Source organism: Viridibacillus sp. NPDC096237 (assembly GCF_050278625.1).
Lineage (GTDB): Bacteria > Bacillota > Bacilli > Bacillales_A > Planococcaceae > Viridibacillus.
The window spans coordinates 1-19,478 of sequence record NZ_JBNNTI010000014.1 but is presented as its reverse complement, the minus strand read 5'-3'; the positions used below and the strand labels follow the sequence as shown (position 1 = coordinate 19,478).

16 protein-coding genes are annotated in these 19,478 nt (G+C 35.6%); 9 read left to right on the top strand and 7 right to left on the bottom strand.

Going from position 1 to position 19,478, the window contains the following annotated elements:
* The first annotated feature begins 215 nt into the window (after positions 1–215).
* Positions 216–824 (top strand): hypothetical protein, encoded by a 609-nt coding sequence (locus ACQKMD_RS09945; protein WP_427751618.1) that lies wholly within the window; start codon positions 216–218, stop codon positions 822–824.
* Positions 825–931: 107 nt separating this feature from the next.
* On the opposite strand, the gene ACQKMD_RS09940 is transcribed toward ACQKMD_RS09945, so the two are convergent.
* The 3 genes from ACQKMD_RS09940 to ACQKMD_RS09930 all read right to left on the bottom strand — a co-directional run bounded on the left by ACQKMD_RS09940 (position 932) and on the right by ACQKMD_RS09930 (position 6,402).
* Positions 932–2,575 carry a thiamine pyrophosphate-binding protein gene (locus ACQKMD_RS09940; protein WP_427751616.1) on the bottom strand — a complete coding sequence of 548 codons (1,644 nt, stop codon included), beginning with the start codon at positions 2,573–2,575 and terminating at the stop codon, positions 932–934.
* Positions 2,576–2,591: 16 nt separating this feature from the next.
* Entirely contained in the window at positions 2,592–5,387 is a 2,796-nt protein-coding gene (locus ACQKMD_RS09935) for a bifunctional diguanylate cyclase/phosphodiesterase (RefSeq protein WP_427751614.1), read from the bottom strand.
* A 433-nt stretch (positions 5,388–5,820) separates the two neighbouring features.
* Positions 5,821–6,402 carry a TetR/AcrR family transcriptional regulator gene (locus tag ACQKMD_RS09930; protein WP_427751611.1) on the bottom strand — a complete coding sequence of 194 codons (582 nt, stop codon included), beginning with the start codon at positions 6,400–6,402 and terminating at the stop codon, positions 5,821–5,823.
* A gap of 348 nt (positions 6,403–6,750) precedes the next feature.
* Between ACQKMD_RS09930 and ACQKMD_RS09925 the strand changes: the two genes are divergently transcribed.
* On the top strand, positions 6,751–7,947 hold the full coding sequence (locus ACQKMD_RS09925) for an MFS transporter (RefSeq protein WP_427751609.1): 1,197 nt from the start codon (positions 6,751–6,753) through the stop codon (positions 7,945–7,947).
* Between the two features lie 173 nt (positions 7,948–8,120).
* The gene (locus ACQKMD_RS09920; RefSeq protein ID WP_427751607.1) at positions 8,121–9,194 is read left to right on the top strand and encodes an LLM class flavin-dependent oxidoreductase; all 1,074 of its coding nucleotides are present in this window, start codon (positions 8,121–8,123) and stop codon (positions 9,192–9,194) included.
* Between the two features lie 375 nt (positions 9,195–9,569).
* Here the strand turns inward: ACQKMD_RS09920 and ACQKMD_RS09915 are convergent, their stop codons facing one another.
* Together ACQKMD_RS09915 and ACQKMD_RS09910 are read right to left on the bottom strand one after the other, a co-directional pair.
* The gene (locus ACQKMD_RS09915; RefSeq protein WP_427751606.1) at positions 9,570–10,502 is read right to left on the bottom strand and encodes an L-lactate dehydrogenase; all 933 of its coding nucleotides are present in this window, start codon (positions 10,500–10,502) and stop codon (positions 9,570–9,572) included.
* Between the two features lie 336 nt (positions 10,503–10,838).
* The gene (locus tag ACQKMD_RS09910; RefSeq protein ID WP_427751605.1) at positions 10,839–10,997 is read right to left on the bottom strand and encodes a YfhD family protein; all 159 of its coding nucleotides are present in this window, start codon (positions 10,995–10,997) and stop codon (positions 10,839–10,841) included.
* Positions 10,998–11,319: 322 nt separating this feature from the next.
* Here ACQKMD_RS09910 and ACQKMD_RS09905 point away from each other — a divergent pair, with 322 nt between their 5' ends.
* The 3 genes from ACQKMD_RS09905 (at position 11,320) to ACQKMD_RS09895 (ending at position 13,012) form a co-directional block, all read left to right on the top strand.
* The gene (locus tag ACQKMD_RS09905; RefSeq protein ID WP_427751603.1) at positions 11,320–11,541 is read left to right on the top strand and encodes a DUF2829 domain-containing protein; all 222 of its coding nucleotides are present in this window, start codon (positions 11,320–11,322) and stop codon (positions 11,539–11,541) included.
* Positions 11,542–11,592: 51 nt separating this feature from the next.
* On the top strand, positions 11,593–12,348 hold the full coding sequence (locus ACQKMD_RS09900) for a 3-oxoacyl-ACP reductase (RefSeq protein ID WP_427751601.1): 756 nt from the start codon (positions 11,593–11,595) through the stop codon (positions 12,346–12,348).
* A 154-nt stretch (positions 12,349–12,502) separates the two neighbouring features.
* Positions 12,503–13,012, top strand: coding sequence for a QueT transporter family protein (locus ACQKMD_RS09895; RefSeq protein WP_427751599.1), 510 nt, complete (start codon positions 12,503–12,505; stop codon positions 13,010–13,012).
* 521 nt (positions 13,013–13,533) lie between these two features.
* On the opposite strand, the gene ACQKMD_RS09890 is transcribed toward ACQKMD_RS09895, so the two are convergent.
* Positions 13,534–14,865 carry an arsenic transporter gene (locus ACQKMD_RS09890; protein WP_427751714.1) on the bottom strand — a complete coding sequence of 444 codons (1,332 nt, stop codon included), beginning with the start codon at positions 14,863–14,865 and terminating at the stop codon, positions 13,534–13,536.
* Between the two features lie 454 nt (positions 14,866–15,319).
* Positions 15,320–15,775: a phosphate-starvation-inducible protein PsiE gene (gene psiE, locus ACQKMD_RS09885; RefSeq protein WP_427751597.1), complete on the bottom strand. Its 456-nt coding sequence runs from the start codon at positions 15,773–15,775 to the stop codon at positions 15,320–15,322.
* A gap of 253 nt (positions 15,776–16,028) precedes the next feature.
* Here psiE and ACQKMD_RS09880 point away from each other — a divergent pair, with 253 nt between their 5' ends.
* The 3 genes from ACQKMD_RS09880 to ACQKMD_RS09870 all read left to right on the top strand — a co-directional run bounded on the left by ACQKMD_RS09880 (position 16,029) and on the right by ACQKMD_RS09870 (position 19,300).
* On the top strand, positions 16,029–17,477 hold the full coding sequence (locus tag ACQKMD_RS09880) for a DEAD/DEAH box helicase (RefSeq protein WP_427751595.1): 1,449 nt from the start codon (positions 16,029–16,031) through the stop codon (positions 17,475–17,477).
* A gap of 343 nt (positions 17,478–17,820) precedes the next feature.
* Positions 17,821–18,648 carry a hypothetical protein gene (locus tag ACQKMD_RS09875; RefSeq protein ID WP_427751594.1) on the top strand — a complete coding sequence of 276 codons (828 nt, stop codon included), beginning with the start codon at positions 17,821–17,823 and terminating at the stop codon, positions 18,646–18,648.
* A 175-nt stretch (positions 18,649–18,823) separates the two neighbouring features.
* On the top strand, positions 18,824–19,300 hold the full coding sequence (locus tag ACQKMD_RS09870; protein ID WP_427751592.1) for a hypothetical protein: 477 nt from the start codon (positions 18,824–18,826) through the stop codon (positions 19,298–19,300).
* Positions 19,301–19,478 lie beyond the last annotated feature (178 nt).

Below are 19,478 nucleotides of genomic sequence, written 5' to 3'. Positions count from 1 at the left end.
TGTCGTTTCAAAATCAATCAAATAAAAACCTTACTTAGATATATCGTGATGAACCGTATTATAAGTAAATGATGTTCTTGGTAAAAAGGAAATACGGTATTTATACATTATTTAAAGATATTGATACGCTATTCGAATATTCCCTTAAGAAAGTCTTTCGGATATTTTTGGTATAATTATACTTAAAATATAATTTTTTAAGGGAGAATTTAATAATGGCAAAAGTAGCAACGATGGATAAGTATTTAGATTCTTACGGAAAGAAGATTTGTAGTTCTGATATTTTTAAAGTTGTAAATTCGGTTTTCGAAATTAATTTAGACAAAGCACCTATTTTAACAAAAGTAGATACGGTAGAAAGTTTTTCATCAAAAGGGGACAATTCAATGTCTAGAATAGTAATGGATTCGTACCTTAATCAATATGATAAGGAAATCACAGGGGCAGGCATTCGTGGGATGATCAATGAAATTTTTGGTGTTAATTTAGATGCCATTTCTTCATTAGAAGGAGCAAGAATTTCATTGTATTCAAAAGATCAGTGGGTTGTTCAACATGAAAAAGACTTGTTTGTCGTGCATACCGGTACTGGTGATACTGATGTGAAGATTTATCCTACAAAGTATTTCACCGACCAGACTGGACTGGAGGGGCTTCCAACAGATTTAGAGATTTTATTAACAGAATTAGGGTACTCCTTCAATGTGGAAATTGGTAGTTACTATTTCTTGAATCCTACAGGTGAAGCTATTCCTGATGTCTTTAAAGGACAAACAATGGGTGTTATTCTTAAAGTAATTCACCAGTCACTCACTAATTTATAAAAATCTCTCATATAGTAATCAGAAGTCACTGTAAACAAAAAGCCATATAGGACAGGACAATTCCCGCCTATATGGTTCTAAACTCACCTTTGAAACCTCAAAAAGTCTTATTTCCCAAAAGAAGATAAAAACTTCACTCGGTCGCCCATAGGAGGCGTATTATGATCGACTAAAGCTACCTCTAAAACAGCAGGTCCATTTAAATTCTTGAAGTTGTTCAACATATCTTCGTTGAGATCTTGCATGTCAGTTACTCTAAAGCTTGGTATATTCATAGCTGCTGCCATCGCACTAATATTAATTGATTCTTGTTCAAATGATGGGTGTGTACGTTTAAATTGTAACGCATGTCCTTGATATACCATTCCTAAACGGGCGTTATTCATCACAACAAATAGAATCGGTAAATTATATTCTTTTGCTGTTAAGATTTCCATTCCATGCATGAAGAAGCATCCGTCACCTGTAATACTTACAACAGGGCGTTCTGGTTGAGCTAATTTTAGACCAATAGCAGATGCAATGCCACTTCCCATTGCACCGAAATGTACATTAATATCAAATGCCGAATAATCTAAAACCTTCATATGATGAATAACATAAGACATAAATTCACCAATATCAATTGTATATCTAGTAGAGGTAGGTAAATATTTTTGAAGATTTAGTAAAACATTTTTCGTGTTATACTCCTCTGTAATCTCATCAAAGTTTTCTTCTTGTTTAACACCAACTTCAGTAGTGTTTCTTGTTATCCCTGCAGTTCTTAATTCTTCAATCAGGAATTTTAAACTTAAATTAATGTCTCCTAGAACGGGTAAATCAATGTTATATTTTCGATTAAACACGGTTTGGTCAAAGTCCATTTGTATCGTAAAACGGTCTTTTGCAAGATTTACATTGTAATTATTTGTTGCCGTTTCACCTAAGCTTGACCCTACAATTAATAATACTTGCCCATCGCCTTCATTAATCATAGCTGAAGCAGCCTCATGACCAGCAAAACCAAAAACCCCTGCTAGTAGAGGATGATTCTCAGGGATGAATCCTTTTGCTTGGGGTGTCGTTAGAATTGGCCAATTTAGCATTTCTGCTAACTCAATTAATTGTTCAACAGAATTTCTTACACCTTGTCCTACAAGAATATAACCATTTTCTCTCTTTATTAATTCATTAGCTACATTTTTGATTATGTCGAGATTAGGATCAATTGCAGCTCTTATAGGCGGAGCAGGTATTTCGATGTTTTGGACTACTTCGTGTTGAACATCAATTGGTATCGCAATATGTACAGGGCCTGGTACTCCAGATACGGCAATTTCGCATGCTTTTACAACTTCGTTCAATAAGTCTTTTGAATCTTTAACTAATACACTATATTTTGTAACGGGTTTAAATATTGGTTCAGCATCTAATTCTTGAGAGGCATTTAATCCCATAGTATTCACTGGAACAGAACCAGTTAAAAATAATACTGGCAAATGCTCGCGCATGGCATTTGCAGCACCTGTTACGAGGTTTGTTCCACCAGGGCCACTGCAACCGATACTTACACTCAACTGATTTGTATACTTTGCGTAGGCTGCAGCCATATATGATGCTGCTCCTTCGTGCTTTGTTACAATTGGTGTTATTTCAGGCATATCATTTAGCTCATCAAAAAATGCATTAACAGAACCAGCAGGAATTCCAAAAATATACTTTACTCCATTACCTTTTAAATATTCTAGTACAATTTGAGCTGCTTTCATGATCATTCTCCTTTTATTAAATAGAATTATATGAAAAGTACTTTTTCACAATATCATCTGCCGACATTGGCTTACTGAAAAAATAACCTTGCATCAAATAACAATCTTGAGTAGATAAAAATTCTGCTTGTTCTTTTGTCTCGACACCTTCAGCAATTACTTCAAGGTTTAAATTTTGGGCGAGCGTAATTATCGTATTTGTAATTGCTGCTTCATCTTCTGTCATTTCTTGTACAAAGGACTTATCAATTTTTAATGTAGAAATGGGCAAGTTCTTTAAATACCCTAAGGATGAATAGCCAGTACCAAAATCATCAATGGCTAAGTTAATACCAAGACCATTTAATTGTTTCATCGTTTTTAAGGTTAACTCTGTATTTTTCACAATCAGATTTTCTGTGAGCTCTAGATGTAAATACTCAGGTGACAAATCTGCTTTTTTTAATACGTTTTTGACAATAGAAAATAAATTATTTTGTTCGAACTGACGAACTGATAAATTTACGGACATACTTTTTAATGGATACCCTTGATTGTGCCATGATTTTAATTGTTCACAAGCCTCTTTAAGAACCCATTCACCGATAGGAACGATTAAACCTGTTTCTTCAGCAATAGGAATAAACTTATCTGGTGAAATCATCCCTTGTTCTGGATGATTCCATCTCACTAAAGCTTCTACTCCCTCAAACTGATTCGTCTTATAGTTGATCTGAGGCTGATAAAAGAGAACAAGCTCATCTTGTTCTAAAGCCTTATATAGAGCATTTTCAAGCTTGATATTTTCAAAAGTTCTTATATTCATTCCGTCACTAAAAAAATGATAACTATTACCCGTTGTTTCTTTTGCTTTGTACATTGCCGTATCCGCATTTTTGATTAACGTATCCGTAGTATAGCCGTTATCAGGGAATAGACTTATACCAATACTCGTTTTAATATATATTTCATTATCTAGTAAATTAAAAGGTGTAGAAAAAGTATCAATTATAAGATTAACAACCTTTAAAACATCATTTTCAGTACTAATATGAGGTAAATAAATTGCGAATTCATCACCACCTTGTCGTGATAACGTTGCCGTATTCGGAACGCAGTCTCGTAAACGATTGGCGACATCTCGTAATAATCGATCTCCAAAGCTGTGCCCAAGCGAATCATTTATATATTTAAAACGATCTAAATCTAAATATAATACAGCTAATTTTTCTCCATTCTCTTTTGCATGTGTCAGCCCTTGGGTTAACTTGTCTGTTAAAAGAACTCGGTTAGGTAAATCTGTTAAACTATCAAAGTATGCATGGTATGTAATCTCTTCCTCCATTTTCTTCCTTTTAGTTATATCTTTAAACGTGACAACTTCTCCTACAATCTCTTCTTCTTCTTTTATTAAGGAGATGACATATTCAACGGGAAAGCCAGAATTGTCTTTTCTAAAAAACTTGCCATTTTTTAAATAACCTCCAGAAATTACCTCTAAATAAGATGAAACGCTATTCTTTCTTCCTGTTTCACTTCCGTTAATGATGATACTTACTGATTTCCCGATTAATTCAACTTCTGTTTCGTATCCTAACATATGTGCACCTGCTGGATTACAAAATGTAATATTTCGATCAAGGTCTAAACCAAAGATTCCTTCCCCTGCAGAGTTGAGAATCAATTCCTTCTCACGGCTGAGTTGCTGTAATTCTGCTATAACTCTTTCAAGCTCTTGGTTTTTCATCGTAATTTCCGATGTTCTTTTTTCAATAATGACCTCTTGCTTCTCCATATATAGGAGGTTTGACAAAGTAGCGGCTGTCGTATCAATAATGGATTGGGCTAGTTGTAATTCAGTTTCCGAATAGAGAATCTCGTTCTCACTTAGATTTACAACAGATATTTGACCTAAAATCTCACCCATTGAAATCAAAGGAAACATAAGCATACCCTTTATGCCAAAATTACGGCAAACATCGTGGTTAGGTCTTTCATCTGTAAATACATCTGGAATGAGAATGGCTTTCCTTGTTTCAAATACCTCTTGCATCACAGAGTCATTGCTTTGGTCAATTTTTATCTTATTATGTGTTTTTATCCAGTCTTCTTCTGTCCAGTCACTATTTTTACTTAATCTTGCAGGTTTAATTCTTTTCTCAGCAATTGGGTCAAGTAGATGAACGCCTATATTATAAGCATCTAAAGCTTGTGCTAAGTAGAAAAAACATTTATCAAGACTCTCTTGCATAGAGGAACACATCGATAAATCGCGTGTAGCATCAAGGAGCAGCTGCTTTTCTTTAATGAGATGCTCTTTATGAGTTAAATTGTTTGCGTTTTGAATAGCAACTGCAGCCATATTCACATATGCCTCAACTGTTTGAATTTCATCCTCCGTTAAGTTCATTGGAGTTCCATAATCAAATAAAAAAACAAGACCAAATAACTCATCTTCAAAAGAGATAGGAAGAGCTAATAAGGATTTAATTTGAAACCCGTCAACAGCTCTTGGATCGGGTCGATTATCCTTTGACGTATCAGGAATGTAGATTGTTTTTTTTGTTTCAATAACTTCGTTTGCTAATAGATCGATATCAGTATCAATGATATGCATATTCAGCTTCAATCCATTTATATACTCTGGTTTTCCTACATATCCTCTAAATGATCCATCCTCCTGAGGTAAATAAATGCCGACAGAATTACATCGGACGATTTCCTCAGATATTGCGATTGTTACCTGTTCTAATACGTCATGTAAATCAAGCTTCGTATTGATCATTTTAGTTATATTAGCGAGACGGGAATATCTTGTTTGATCTTTAAACATCTAGTAACCATTCCTTTTATAGAAATATATAGAAGTATTATACCTTATGATCTATGTTAGGAGATAAATAAATTACTTTTAGACTATTTGAGGCTAACCCTATCATAAATAAATGAGATTTTTAGGTCAAGATAGAAATCTTTCCCAAATATAAAAACTAATTTCGATCTAGCATTAATTATTGGATTTTAAAAATTTATTTACTTCGACAGTTCCTAACATACTGTGGGATGATGGGTATTTATATCACAGTAAGGAACATTGTAAATATGCATTCTAAGTAGAGTATTTAATTTGCAATTTTGGAGAGAAACTGAAATAAAAAGTACCAGGTTTCAAAACAACTCTGAATTGTTTTAGAACCTGGAACCTTTCATTATAAACAAAGACCAGAAAATGATTCCCAGTCGTTAAAAATTGTATTCATTCTAAATTACTTAAGCAATGTAAGTATTACATCTATTGTATTATCAACAAATGATCGCTCTGGACGAGATTTCATTATTACGGTTAGTCCAATTAACGATACGATTAGCGCCTGTGATAAAGCTTTCGCGTTTACATCGGCCTCGAGCTCACCTGATTGTATACCTCGCTCAATGGTTTCTTGAAATATGATTGAAAGGTACATTTGATGTTCCCTTGTAAGAATTTCAAATTTCTCATCATGAGGAGCGAGTTCGACCATTGTATTGATGCAAAAGCATCCTCGACTACGATTTTTAGTATACTCCTCATCAGCCACATCTTTAAAAAAAGTGCAAAATGCTTCTTTTACAGATGGATTATTTTGAAGTCTGGTTCGTACATCGGAAGCACGGGTCATTGTGTACTTGCGTAGAGCGGTTTCGAACAATTCTTTCTTGTCTCCAAAGGCTGAATAAATACTAGGTCGTTGAATGCCCATTCGGGAAGTTAAATCGCTTAATGAGGTAGCTTCATATCCCTTCTCCCAAAATAGTTGCATAGCTGCATCTAATACTTTTTCTTCGTCAAATTCGCGGGTTCGTCCCATAATTAATACCTCTTATCACTCTTGATTTTTTCTATTAATGATTCCAATCGTAAATTCAAGTTGCGTCTATTTCATTACCGAACAGTATAATATAATTTTATAATTAGACATTTATTTTGTCAAATGTAGCTTGGTTTATTTTATTGAAGTAAGGTCTTACTTTAAGTTGGAATCGGTTAAATCAAATATATTTATTGACAGTAATTGTTTCTATGAGTTATATTTACTGGGAATTATAATGTACCGTTCGGTATGTTATAATGATCGGAGTTTAAAATTAATAGAGAAGGGGGGACAAAATGGAGGAGGTTAAAGAAAAAGTAGCAGTTGTCACAGGAGGCGCTTATCATGTCTGGTCCAGTTCATAGTTCTTCCATGCCTCGCAATGTGACGCTATTATTTGCGGTTGTCTGCGGGATGTCCGTTGCCAATATCTACTTCGCACAACCGATACTCGATAATTTGTCGAGTGAGTTCGGTATTGGCCATTCAACTATTGGAATACTCATTACCATTACTCAGATCTTTTATGCAGCGGGATTATTGCTACTGGTACCACTTGGAGATTTACTGAACCAACGCCGACTGATTATTGGTCAGATGCTATTATCCATGATAGCTCTAGTTATAGTTGGTACTGCCTCCTCTAGCTCGACACTATTCGTAGGTATGGCTTTGGTGGGGTTGCTTGCCGTCGTGACACAGACTCTTGTGGCATTCGCGGCAACAATGGCTGCCCCAGCCGAACGAGGACGTGTCGTAGGAATGGTAACAAGTGGAATTGTGATTGGCATACTTCTTGCGCGAACCATTTCTGGGGTTTTAACAGATATTGCGGGTTGGCGTTCCGTCTATTTGGTCTCTGCAACGCTGATGCTTCTAATGGTTTGTGCATTATTTAAGGTGTTACCAAATGTTGAACAAGGGGTAAAATCACTGTCGTATCCTCAGTTACTTAGGTCGGTGTTTATCTTGTTCGCACAAGAACCAATATTACGCATTCGTGCTATTCTGGCTCTGCTGATTTTTGCTGCTTTCAGCATTTTGTGGACTTCACTAGTACTGCCTCTTAGCGCACCGCCATTATTTCTTTCGCACACTGCAATTGGGGCGTTTGGCCTCGCAGGAATTGCCGGAGCGTTAGCTGCAGCACGGGCGGGGAAGCTAGCCGATCAAGGCTACGGACAGAGAACGACAGGCGTAGCTTTGATCCTATTGTTGATATCATGGTTGTTAATCAGCTATATAGAACATTCGCTGTTCGCATTGGTCATTGGCATTGTTCTTCTTGACTTGGCGGTGCAGGCCGTGCATGTCACTAATCAAAGTATGATCTTAGCATTGGGTGCAGAGGCGCGTAGTCGTATCACAGCCGGATATATGGTTTTCTATTCCATTGGCAGTGCTACTGGTTCAATCGCTTCGACTCAGATATATGCACACTATGGCTGGGACGGAGTATGCTTGCTTGGAGTATTTGTTAGTGCTTTAGCTCTCCTGTTTTGGGCAATGACCTGCCACGCTACGGCTGCTGTATTAAAATAAAGCTCGTTTAAGATGATATTCAAATATGCAGATTCAGTAACATTAATCAGAGCTACACATCATCCTGCTTGAAAAGAACCAAATAATAGCCCGGAATAAAGATATATATATTTAAAATTTGCTTTCAAAGCTATTGACAGAGAAAAAAGCTATTAGAATAGGGGAGATTGACCGTGGAGATAGGTATTACATCGTTTGTAGAAACAAAGCCGGACGTTAAGACAGGGGAAGTGATGAGTCACGCACAGCGATTGCGTGAAGTTGTCGAGGAGATTGTTCTTGCCGATCGAGTGGGACTTGATGTGTTTGGCGTAGGTGAGCATCATCGGAAGGATTATGCGGCATCTTCACCAGCAGTTGTACTTTCTGCGGCTGCAGCGCAGACGAAACGGATTCGGCTGACCAGTGCAGTGACGGTGCTTTCTTCAGTTGATCCTGTGCGCGTTTTTCAGGATTTTGCTACCCTCGATGGCATTTCAAATGGACGTGCGGAAATTATGGCGGGTCGGGGTTCCTTTGTTGAGTCTTTTCCACTATTTGGTTATGATCTGAATGACTATGAAGAGCTGTTTGAAGAACATTTGGAATTGCTCCTTAAAATAAGGGAGTCCGAAAAAGTAATCTGGAAGGGCGGGCATCGGCCAGCGATTAACAATTTGGGCGTGTATCCACGCCCCGTCCAGAATCCGTTACCGATATGGGTTGGTAGCGGAGGCAATCAGGAGTCTGCTATCCGTGCAGGGCTGCTAGGACTGCCACTGATGCTAGCGATAATTGGTGGAAATCCGATGCAGTTTGAACCGCTCGTGCAGCTTTATAAGAAAGCGGCAGCGCACGCTGGTCATGACGAATCGCGGCTTAAGGTCGGATCGCATTCGATAGGATTTATTGCAGAGAATACGGAAATAGCGGCAGATACATTTTTCCCATCTACTCAGGCAGGCATGAATAAACTCGGCAAGGAGCGGGGCTGGGCGCATTATGACCGTTCTAGCTTCGATGCCGCGCGCAGTTTTGAAGGTGCACTGTACGTTGGTGATCCAGAAACGGTTGCCCAAAAGATCATTCACCTTCGTAAAAATGTAGGCATTACACGCTTTATGATGTATGTACCGTTAAGCACGATGCCGCATGGCCAAGTGATGAGAGCGATTGAGCTACTAGGAACAGAAGTAGCACCCCGTGTTCGGGAGGAAATAACTAAGTGGGAAGCGGAGATGGAATGTAAAAAAGTAAGGAATATATGAAGTCCATAAAGTTCATAAAGTCCATAAAGTTTAATAAAGGCTTATGAGCGATTGAGACCACTGAGAAGGTCCACTTTTCTCAAAAAATAAAATAGCAGAAAAAACGAGCCTTTAGAATCGCTTCTAAGGCTCGTTGCGTATTTATGGAGTATTGAGGGACATGTGGAATAGTGTGATTTCCTTAATACAGGAAAAACTACATCTTTCAATTCGTATGTTAATAAACATGTAGCTGCACATACAAATACTGACTATTTACTAAGCCACAAATATGTAACAACCGTTGAGGAGAGAAGTAATTGATTGAATGGATTGTATGTTTCTACTAACATGATCTATAGCTCCTTTGTTAGAAATCCTTTTGCTATTTTGAAATCACCCCCAAAATTGAGATTGAACTTCTTTCAATGTTTTTACGGAATTTGCTAACTTCTCCTTTTCCTTTGGGTTCAAAGATAGCTCTACGATACCTTTCCTTCCGCCACGATTAATGATTGTAGGAACACCAATATATACATCGCTATTACCGTATTCTCCTTCTAATAATGAGCCAACAGGTAATACAACTTCTTCATTTCGTAAGATGGCTTTTGTTATTCGAGCTAGCCCCATTGCGATTCCATAATAAGTAGCTCCTTTTGATTCGATAATTTCATAAGCTGCATCGCGAACTTGTAAAAAAATTTCATCTTTCCTTTTATCAGTTAAATCAGATGCAATTAGTTTTCCTGAAATATTAGCGGTACTCCAAACGGGAAGTTCTGAATCACCATGCTCACCAATGATATAAGCATGAACACTTGTTGGAGCTACACCAAATTCTTCCCCCAATAAATAACGGAATCTAGCTGAATCTAAAATGGTACCTGAACCAATCACCCTCTCTTTAGGTAGACCGGAGTATTTACAAGTTGCATAAGTTAAAATATCTACTGGATTGGAAGCTACTAAGAATATGCCGTTGAATCCAGAGTCCATAATGCTCCCTACAATGGATTTAAAAATAGTAAGGTTTTTGCTTACGAGGTCAAGTCGTGTTTCTCCAGGCTTTTGCGCTGCGCCTGCACAAATGACAACGATAGCTGCATCATTACAATCACTATAATTACCGTAGCTAATTTTTTGAGGAACTGGTGCATAAACCAGACCATGATTCAAATCCATTGCATCTGCTTTTGTTTTTGCTTCGTTTATATCAACAAGTACCAGTTCTTCGCATATTCCTTGATTAATCAGGGAATATGCATAACTTGACCCCACTGCTCCTGTCCCAACTAATACAACTTTATCTCCATACGTGAAATTCATCTTACACATGCCTCCAGTTTAATTTTTATATTTCTCAATATGCCTATCATATGTTTAAAAGAATTTTGAAAATGAATGAAAGTAGTTTGGCACTGATTATTTGTAATATACTCTCTTAGTTTCGTTTGAAAAATCAGTACCAAACTACAAAAACCATTACGTGAAAGTAGATTGTGTAATTTTTTGGTTTTAGCCTATATCTTGAAAAAATCCCACTGGATACTCATCCAGTGGGATTTTTTATTGTACTAAATATACTTCTTTTAATTCTGAAAAATATACTTCAGACCTAATGGTGAAGTGCGACAATTTCTTGGGCACGTTGATGTTCATCCCCTATTTTTTTGGCTTACTTTTTGCAACCAACGTTTCAAGCTCAGCTAATTCTTGAGAAAATTCCTCATTCACTTTGTTTGGAGCAATTTTTTGGTTTTTAGGTGTTTGAGGTAATGTACCTTTGTTTTGACTTTTACCTTGTTTATTGTCTCTTCCCATACTTGATCTCTCCTTTCATTTTGAATCCTTCTTAATATGGCGTTGAAACCTTTTTTTATCACAGAAAAATGCTTCTTAGCGAGGTGTATTAAATCTTTTGTTTGAGTAATAATTAGTAGAGCATTCTTTTTAGATAACATAAAGTGATTTTCAGTTAAACCTTATTGCTTTGAAATCAAAAGTAAATAGGTATTCAAGTAATGCACTTTGTATAGTGAAAAAACTTACAGTAACCAAACTGTAGTTGTAAACATTTCCACAATCCAGTATACTTTTCCCGATAAAGAGCGATTGATATTAACGAGATAAAGGATGAGTATAAATGACTTTTGAAAAGGTATTGCCACTTTTAAAAGCAGGCAAGAAAGTAATTCGTGAAGGTTGGGGCGGTGCTGAATTGTATGTTAAGCTTGTTGGGCAAAGCAAACATGAAGGCGAGAGTTTGAACCCATACTTTTTAATTAATGTGCAAGGTGAGGGCTACACAATGTTCACACCAACTGTATGCGATTTATTAGCAGAAGATTGGATAATCGTCGATTAATCTAAAAGCTCATGAGAAATCATGGGCTTTTTGTTATGAGGAGGGGAAAATTTGAAATTTGAAGAGTATACAGGAAAGACGGTATTTGTAACAGGTGCTTCATCCGGTATTGGACAGGCTCAGGCAATTGCCTTTTTAGAGAATGGGGCGAATGTATTTGGCTTTGATTTAGATGAGCATGGGTTAGTAACCATTAAACAAAAATATGATACGCACTTTGCATACGCGGTAGGTAGTGTATGCAAAAAGGAAGATGTAGAGAAAGCATTTAAAGAAGCTATGGCTACATTCAATCAAGTTGATATTTTATTGAATACAGCAGGAGTTTTGGATAGCTTTGCAAAAACACTCGATACAGATGAATATCTTTGGGATAAAATTATGAACACAAATGTAAAGGGTACTTATTTTGTGACGAATACAATTTTACCTCAAATGTTAAAAAGGAAATCTGGTGTTATTGTTAATATGGCATCAATTGCAGGACTTGTTGCAGGTGGTGGCGGCGCGGCTTATACAGCATCTAAGCATGCAATTGTTGGTTATACAAAGCAGTTAGATCAAGACTATTGTCGTGAAGGGATACGTGCGAATGCAATTGCACCTGGGGCAATTCAAACACCTATGAACAAGGCTGATTTTGAGGGAGATGGTGAAATAGCAAAATGGGTAGCTAAAGAGACACCCGCGGGTCGTTGGGCACAACCAAGTGAAGTGGCCAATTTAACGCTTTATTTGGCCAGTCAAGCATCTGACTATATTCATGGGGCTGTCGTACCGATTGATGGCGGTTGGATTGCAAGATAGCGTTGTTCAAAGTTAAATTCTTCTGATATAATACGCGAGTAAGCAAAAATACTGCTTGCACTACGGCACTTCAGATAGGGCAAATAGCTCTCTTCCTTTGGTCGTAGTTATTACTAAAATAGCGGTCGTGCTATTTTACAAAGGAGAATTTAAATTGAATACGTCTATTTTAAAAGGCTCATCACGTACTACTGTGAGTGAGCTAACAAAAACGGCACTTGTCGCAGCTTTATATGTAGCGGTGACTGTTTTATTGTCGGTTTTTAGTTTTGGAGCAGTACAGTTACGTTTGTCGGAGATGTTCAACTATTTGGCATTGTACAACAAGCGCTATGTCGTGGCAGTGACAGTGGGAGTAGTACTTGCAAATTTCATGTCACCAACGTGGATTCTAGATGTTCCAATTGGTGGTATTTCTACATTTCTCGTATTAATTCTTTGTCGCGCAGTGACTAAAAAAATTACAAATGATATTTTAAAGATGGTTATTACCGCATTAATTTTTGCTATATCCATGTTTACAGTTGCAGGCCAATTAACTATCCTGTATGATTTTCCATTTTGGCCAACGTGGTTAACAGTAGGGATTGGTGAATTATTGTCTATGACTGTTGGAGGAATCACTATTTATTTATTAAATAAAAAAATCGATTTATCTAAATAATATAAAACACATTCGCATTAGCGAGTGTGTTTTTTTGCGCCCAGCGTCAGAGCTAAGTATGGTTATTAACCTGTGACAATCTCCACACAATGAATTAGTCCTATGCTCAGCTTTATAACTCTTCACAGGGACGTACTTTGCCATATAAAGAAGGACCCATACCATGATTAGGTGTGGCTTTTTGTAGTTGATGGGTAGTAGATAATGTTAAGAAAATATTGATAGAAACCTACTGGACCTAATAAGAAAAAAATGTATCAATTGATAAATGTAATTGAGATTGTGAAGGTTTCTACTTAAACCAACCTAGTTGATTAGCTTAAGTAGAAAAATAAAGCATGTTGATTTAAGGGTGTTGTATCAAAATTGATTCCTTAAATATTCTTTTAGTGGTCAATTTTATAATTTATATGACATAATACGCAAATTTACAATGTCTAAATTTTCTCTACCTTGAACAAAAATTAACCTTAATCATATGCTAACAATATGTGATAGTGGAATTATTGTTTTGCTACTTATTAAAAAAGCCAAGTAACCCAGTAATATAAAACTATTAATGTAAATATTACTGTAGGTGGTATAACGACAATGGTGATTTTTATATATTGCCACCATGTGATTTTTACCTTTCCGCGCCTTACAATGTGCATCCACATTAACGTAGCCAACGTGCCCATTGGAAGTAGTAAAGAACCAATATCACTTCCGATAACATTTGCTAAATAGGCAACCTTTAAGGATAGTAAGTCTAAATTCATATTTGTTAAAGTGAGCGTTCCAACCATAAGCGCCGGGTGATTATTAAATATGTTGGAAAGTACAGATAGTAATATCCCCATTAACACACTGGTATGGAGCAGGCTTCCAGCAACCATAGGACGCATGAAATTTATTAACCAGTCTGTTAAACCGATATTATTTAGACCATAAATAATGATGTACATACTAAACGCGAAAATAATAATATACCATGGTGTTTTTTTAAGCATATCATTTGGAGGTACTTTTAAATAAGCCCATCTCCAGCCTAGAAGTACAAGGGACCCAATAACAGCCATGACGGAGACTGGAATTGAGAGAAATGAAGCAACAAAGAGACTGATACGGACTGCGAAAACAAATAGTAGGATGTTTCGCATAAACTTTGAACGGCCCTTGTCCGAAGAGTAGATAGAATTTTGCTTAAGTGGATGGTAAGAAGGTAGCGACAGTCCAGTTACTTTAGTAGGTACGGTTTTTGGTAAGGCTTTTTTAAATCGTAGGAACAGGAGCCCAACTAATAATAGTAAACCTAGTGTTGCTGGAACAAACATCATTGCCGTATGAGCATACAAACTCATATGCACGATTTTCAGGGCAATTAGATTTACAATGTTACTTACACCAATAGGGGCACTTGAGGCGGTCGCGATTAAGCCCCCAGATAGTAAATATGGTATTTTTTGATGGTTTTTTAAGCCCATATTGTTTAGTAACATGACCAAAATCGGGGTTGTAATTAAAATACTACCGTCGTTATTGAAAAAAAGTGTCATAAGAAAACACAAAAGATTGACATACCAGAATAATCGGATACCTGACCCTTTTGCTTTTTCCGCCAGTTTTTCAGCGACCCAGTTAAAGAACCCAAAGCTTTCTAAGACTATTGCCATAACAATGGTTGCCATAATGGTTATAGCTGCTCCGCTTATGGTTTCCGTAATGATTCCAAGTTCAGTAAGCGAGACACTTCCACTTAGTAATACAATGATAGCTCCGATTGTAGCAGGTATGGCTTCATTAATTCCTTTAGGTCGCCAAAGAATAAATACAAGAGTAACCAAAAAAGTTAATATGGTCACCCAAGCCATTGGTTGCATATTATTCTACCTTCTTTCTAGCTAGTTTTTTTGAATGTTATAATGAATTGAATACATATTTTGTTTGGAATAAATTTATCTTTATCACCCCGCTATTTATTTTTTAGTTATACTGCTCTATATTTATATGTATATTAAATAACGCTTGCTTTGGCTTTGTACCTATTTTTTGAAAATTCTATCTGGGACTATCAAAAGAGCACCACAATCTATACAAAAAATGTGTGGTTTTGATAATAAATATTCAAAATTACAGTCTAAATTCTAAGGAAATCAAAACAAACAAAACCAAGGAAAACATTCCTTGGTTTTGTTTGTTTCTTTGTCCTTAAAGGTAATCCCTTTTTATAGTAAAATTTCTTACAAAACCACTTTATACATATGTAAATTTGAACTATTAATAGAGACGAGGAATGCCATCATAATGCTAAATATAAATTGATCCCTAGTTTTTTTCTTTCTTATTAAAAAACCACAAATGAACGGGTCTTTCTAGTGGTGTAATATTAATAATGAAATAACCAATGATCAGAATCAAAATTATTAGTGAATAAATTAATGTATCGGTGGGATGATCATGCTCTACAATAATGAGCCGAATCATTGCAGTAATTCCGATATATATAAAATATCTAAGTGGAAAATGATAATCTTCCTTAAAATATTTTACAATCATTGTGATAAATTCGAAGTATAAAAAGAAGATAAGGATATTTTCGAGGAATAGCTTATAGTCACTACTACCACGAGTCATTAAAATTTCCAAGAAAATCGCTATTTCTTTAACAAGTAAGAATGATAAAATGAGCGCTAAAATGACTAGACATGAATTAAGAAATAGTTGTAAAAAAGCAGGTATGTTCTTTATCACCGCTGACACTTCCACTTTGTTTTTATTCATTCGATTCCCCTTATTCCGCTCTAATTTTTTCTAAAGATAGTATGGAAAAATAATATAACGTCATTCCAGTCTATGAAAAGAACTAATAATTAATGAGAAATCATTTTTAAGTACATCATTAAAAGACATTTGGTCATATTATTAGAGCAGAAATGTATTTGCAGATGAAATTTCGAGTATAATGGAAGTTTGTATAAGATAATCATCTATTCGGAAATATTAATAGTAAATAATTTAAAAATGAGGCTTAGTTATGAGTGGAAAAAGTTTTAAAGATTATAAATTAAGTAATGAAATCGTAAATGCGCTAAATAGCTTAGAATACAAAAATCCAACAGAAGTTCAAAGTAAAGTTATACCGCTTGTATTAGAGAATAAGGATCTTGTTGTGAAATCTCAAACGGGTAGTGGAAAAACGGCCTCTTATGGGATTCCAATTTGTGAATTAGTTGATTGGAAAGAGAATAAACCACAAGCTCTAATCTTAACACCAACGAGAGAACTTGCTGTTCAAGTCAAAGAGGATTTCACAAATTTAGGTAGATATAAACGAATTAAAGCAACGGCTGTTTATGGTAAACAACCTTTTGCCATCCAAAAGACAGAATTAAAGCAAAAAACACATGTAGTAGTTGGTACTCCGGGTCGTGTCATGGATCATATTGAAAAAGGCACTCTAGCATTGGATCAGATTCGTTATCTTGTTATAGATGAAGCAGATGAAATGTTGAATATGGGGTTCATTGAACAAGTGGAGGCAATTATTAAAGAATTACCACGAAAACGAGTGACGATGTTATTTTCAGCTACTTTGCCAGAGGCTGTTAAAAACTTAGCTCTTAACTATATGAAAAAACCTACTGATATTGAGATTAGGGCTACTGGACTTACAACTGATAAAATTGACCATGCATTAGTCGTAGTGGAAGAAAATAATAAACTTTCTGCTATTCAAGATTTAACGATTGTCGAAAATCCAGATAGTTGTATTATTTTTTGCCGAACAAAAGACAGAGTAGATACTTTGTGCGAACAATTAGCTGATTTAGGCTATAGCTGCGATAAAATTCACGGTGGCATGGTACAAGATATTCGTCTCGAAGTGATGGCTGATTTTAAGCGAGGGGATTTCCGTTATTTAATAGCGACAGATGTAGCTGCTAGAGGAATTGATATTGATAATATTACACATGTCATTAACTACGATCTTCCTTTAGAAAAAGAAAGTTATGTTCATCGTACAGGAAGAACGGGACGCGCAGGACAGAAAGGGAAAGCAATTACGTTAGTAACACCATTTGAAGACAAGTTTCTAAGTGAAATTGAAGAATATATTGGTTTTAAAATCCCGAACATGAAAGTACCGTCAAAAGAAGAAATTTTAAATGAGAAATCGGATTTTGAGGCAAAAATGAATATTGAACCAACGTTGAAAAAGGCGAAAAGCGAAAAATTAAACAAGCAGATCATGAAATTATATTTTAATGGTGGTAAGAAAAAGAAACTGAGAGCAGTAGATTTTGTTGGGACGATTGCGAAAATTGACGGTGTTACAGTAGAAGATATTGGCATCATTACAATTTTAGATGCATTTTCTTATGTTGAAATATTGAATGATAAAGGTCCAATTGTGTTGAAAAACATGAAGCATACGACTATAAAAGGTAAGTTGTTAAAAGTCTACGAAGCAAATAAGAAGTAGACTTTTAATGTAGGTAACAACCGAATGTAAAAATTAAATCTGAAACTTAATAATAATGGAGTTAGTAGTAATAAACTTCATTTTAGATACTTCACGAAAAACTGTACCTTAATCAGGTATGGTTTTTTCTTTGAACTTTAGGGTACATCAACTACTATGACCACCTCTTCCATATTCACCTGAACATTAATGCACTTTCAAGCATATAGTAATTGAGGCGACCTTTAACTTGTAGATATAAATTCCCTACATGAGCGTCCATGTTAATTAGCTGTTTAATTTAACCTTTTCGATGAAATATAACTGCCATTGTAATAATCTTTTTAAAGAAAGGCTGATTTAAATGAGAATTATTCATACAATGCCACTTATATATCACCCCTCAGACTTAATAATGTTTGAGCAATGCTTCGAGAGCTTAGGAGAATCGGACGAAAAATTCGTTGTTATTTATAACCAAGGAAATCTTAGCAAATCTACTTTAGAAGCAAAGCTTGCTCATTATAAAATTCCCAATGTAATTTTAGGAAATGGAGAAAACATGGGCATTGCTCAAGCGAGGCAAAAGTGTTTTGAATATATTTGGGATAATTTTAAAGAAGTAGACTATATTTCCGAAATACATTTAGATATGGTATTTCCTGAAAACTGGTATGAATCTCTAACCCACTTTTTAGATACTACAGATGAGCCAATGGTGTCCCCTGGTATTTTAACGAGTTGTGGAGAGTTACAACCAATAGGTCAATTTATAGTCCTTCCAGAATATAAAGAGGACATGATTTCAGTATTGAAAAGTTTTAGTCAAGAAGAAGTACGAGAGAGGTTTGTCCACCCTGTTATTCATAAGGCAAAAGCTTTAAAGGCTATTGGGGGATACGACCTTCAATTCTTTAAAGGGAAGCAAGGGTATGAAGACGATAGTTTACTGCTTGGCTACTTTTATTATATGGGTACCCGTACAAATTGGCGTCCAAAGTGCTATTTAAAATCCTGGGTATATCATGCAACGATGGCCCAAAGAATGTCCGTACCAGACAAACACTTGGATTTCCAGACAAATAAAGAGGGGTTGTTTTTACAATATGGAGCTTACGGAATGAAACATTTATCTCATCTTCATCAAAATCAGGCTTTCTTTGATAATCTACTTAAGGAATTTATACAATAGTTATAGATAAATTCCGAACCGATAAGATTTGTCGGTTTTTTTGTCTTTTATCTACGAAACATAACTCTGCTGAATACCAAATTGGGCGGTTGAGGATGATTTGCTACTATAGCGTTATATTGTAATTTCCTTTAAGATTGAATATGTTATTTATTAGTTACTAAAGGAGTAAAAAATGTCACCTATCTATTTTCCTCCATCATTTTGTGGGGATAAAGCTAAACTTCAGTTAAAAAAGGATTTAGAATTAATAAATCCTGATCAATATATTCCAAAAGGCGAGCAGTGTAGAGTCAATGAAATTAAAGGCTATGCTTATTTCCTTAAATTTCAAAACTTAGAGGAGCCAATAAGGCTTAAAGAATCTATTTTAGAAGCGCATTTTGACATTTTAGATGAAGGCATAAAAGATTGGCAGATTGAGAATTGTGAACTGCTAATAAAAGCAAAGTCTCAAAAGGTTAAGTTAGCCAAGGATTTGATTATCAAGGATGTAGTAATTATATATGCAGGCAAAGAGTTTTTCCTTATAGGATATATTGGTTATAAAGGCTATAAATATTGGGATTTATATGATGGGGAAACACATGAAAAGTTGCTAAATTTACGTGATGATGAGTATGTGAGTTATTTTTCAGACAATGAGATTTAATTACTTTATCCTAGATTATTCACCAATCAACAGAAAAACCCACTAAAAAGCTGATGAGTCAGGTTTTCAGTGGGTTTTTCTACTTCACTTAAAAAATGAAAAAAGAATCCATTTCTGTTAAGGTTAAATCGTCTAAGAACTAACCAAAAGAAAGGATTCTTCTAATGATTAGATTACC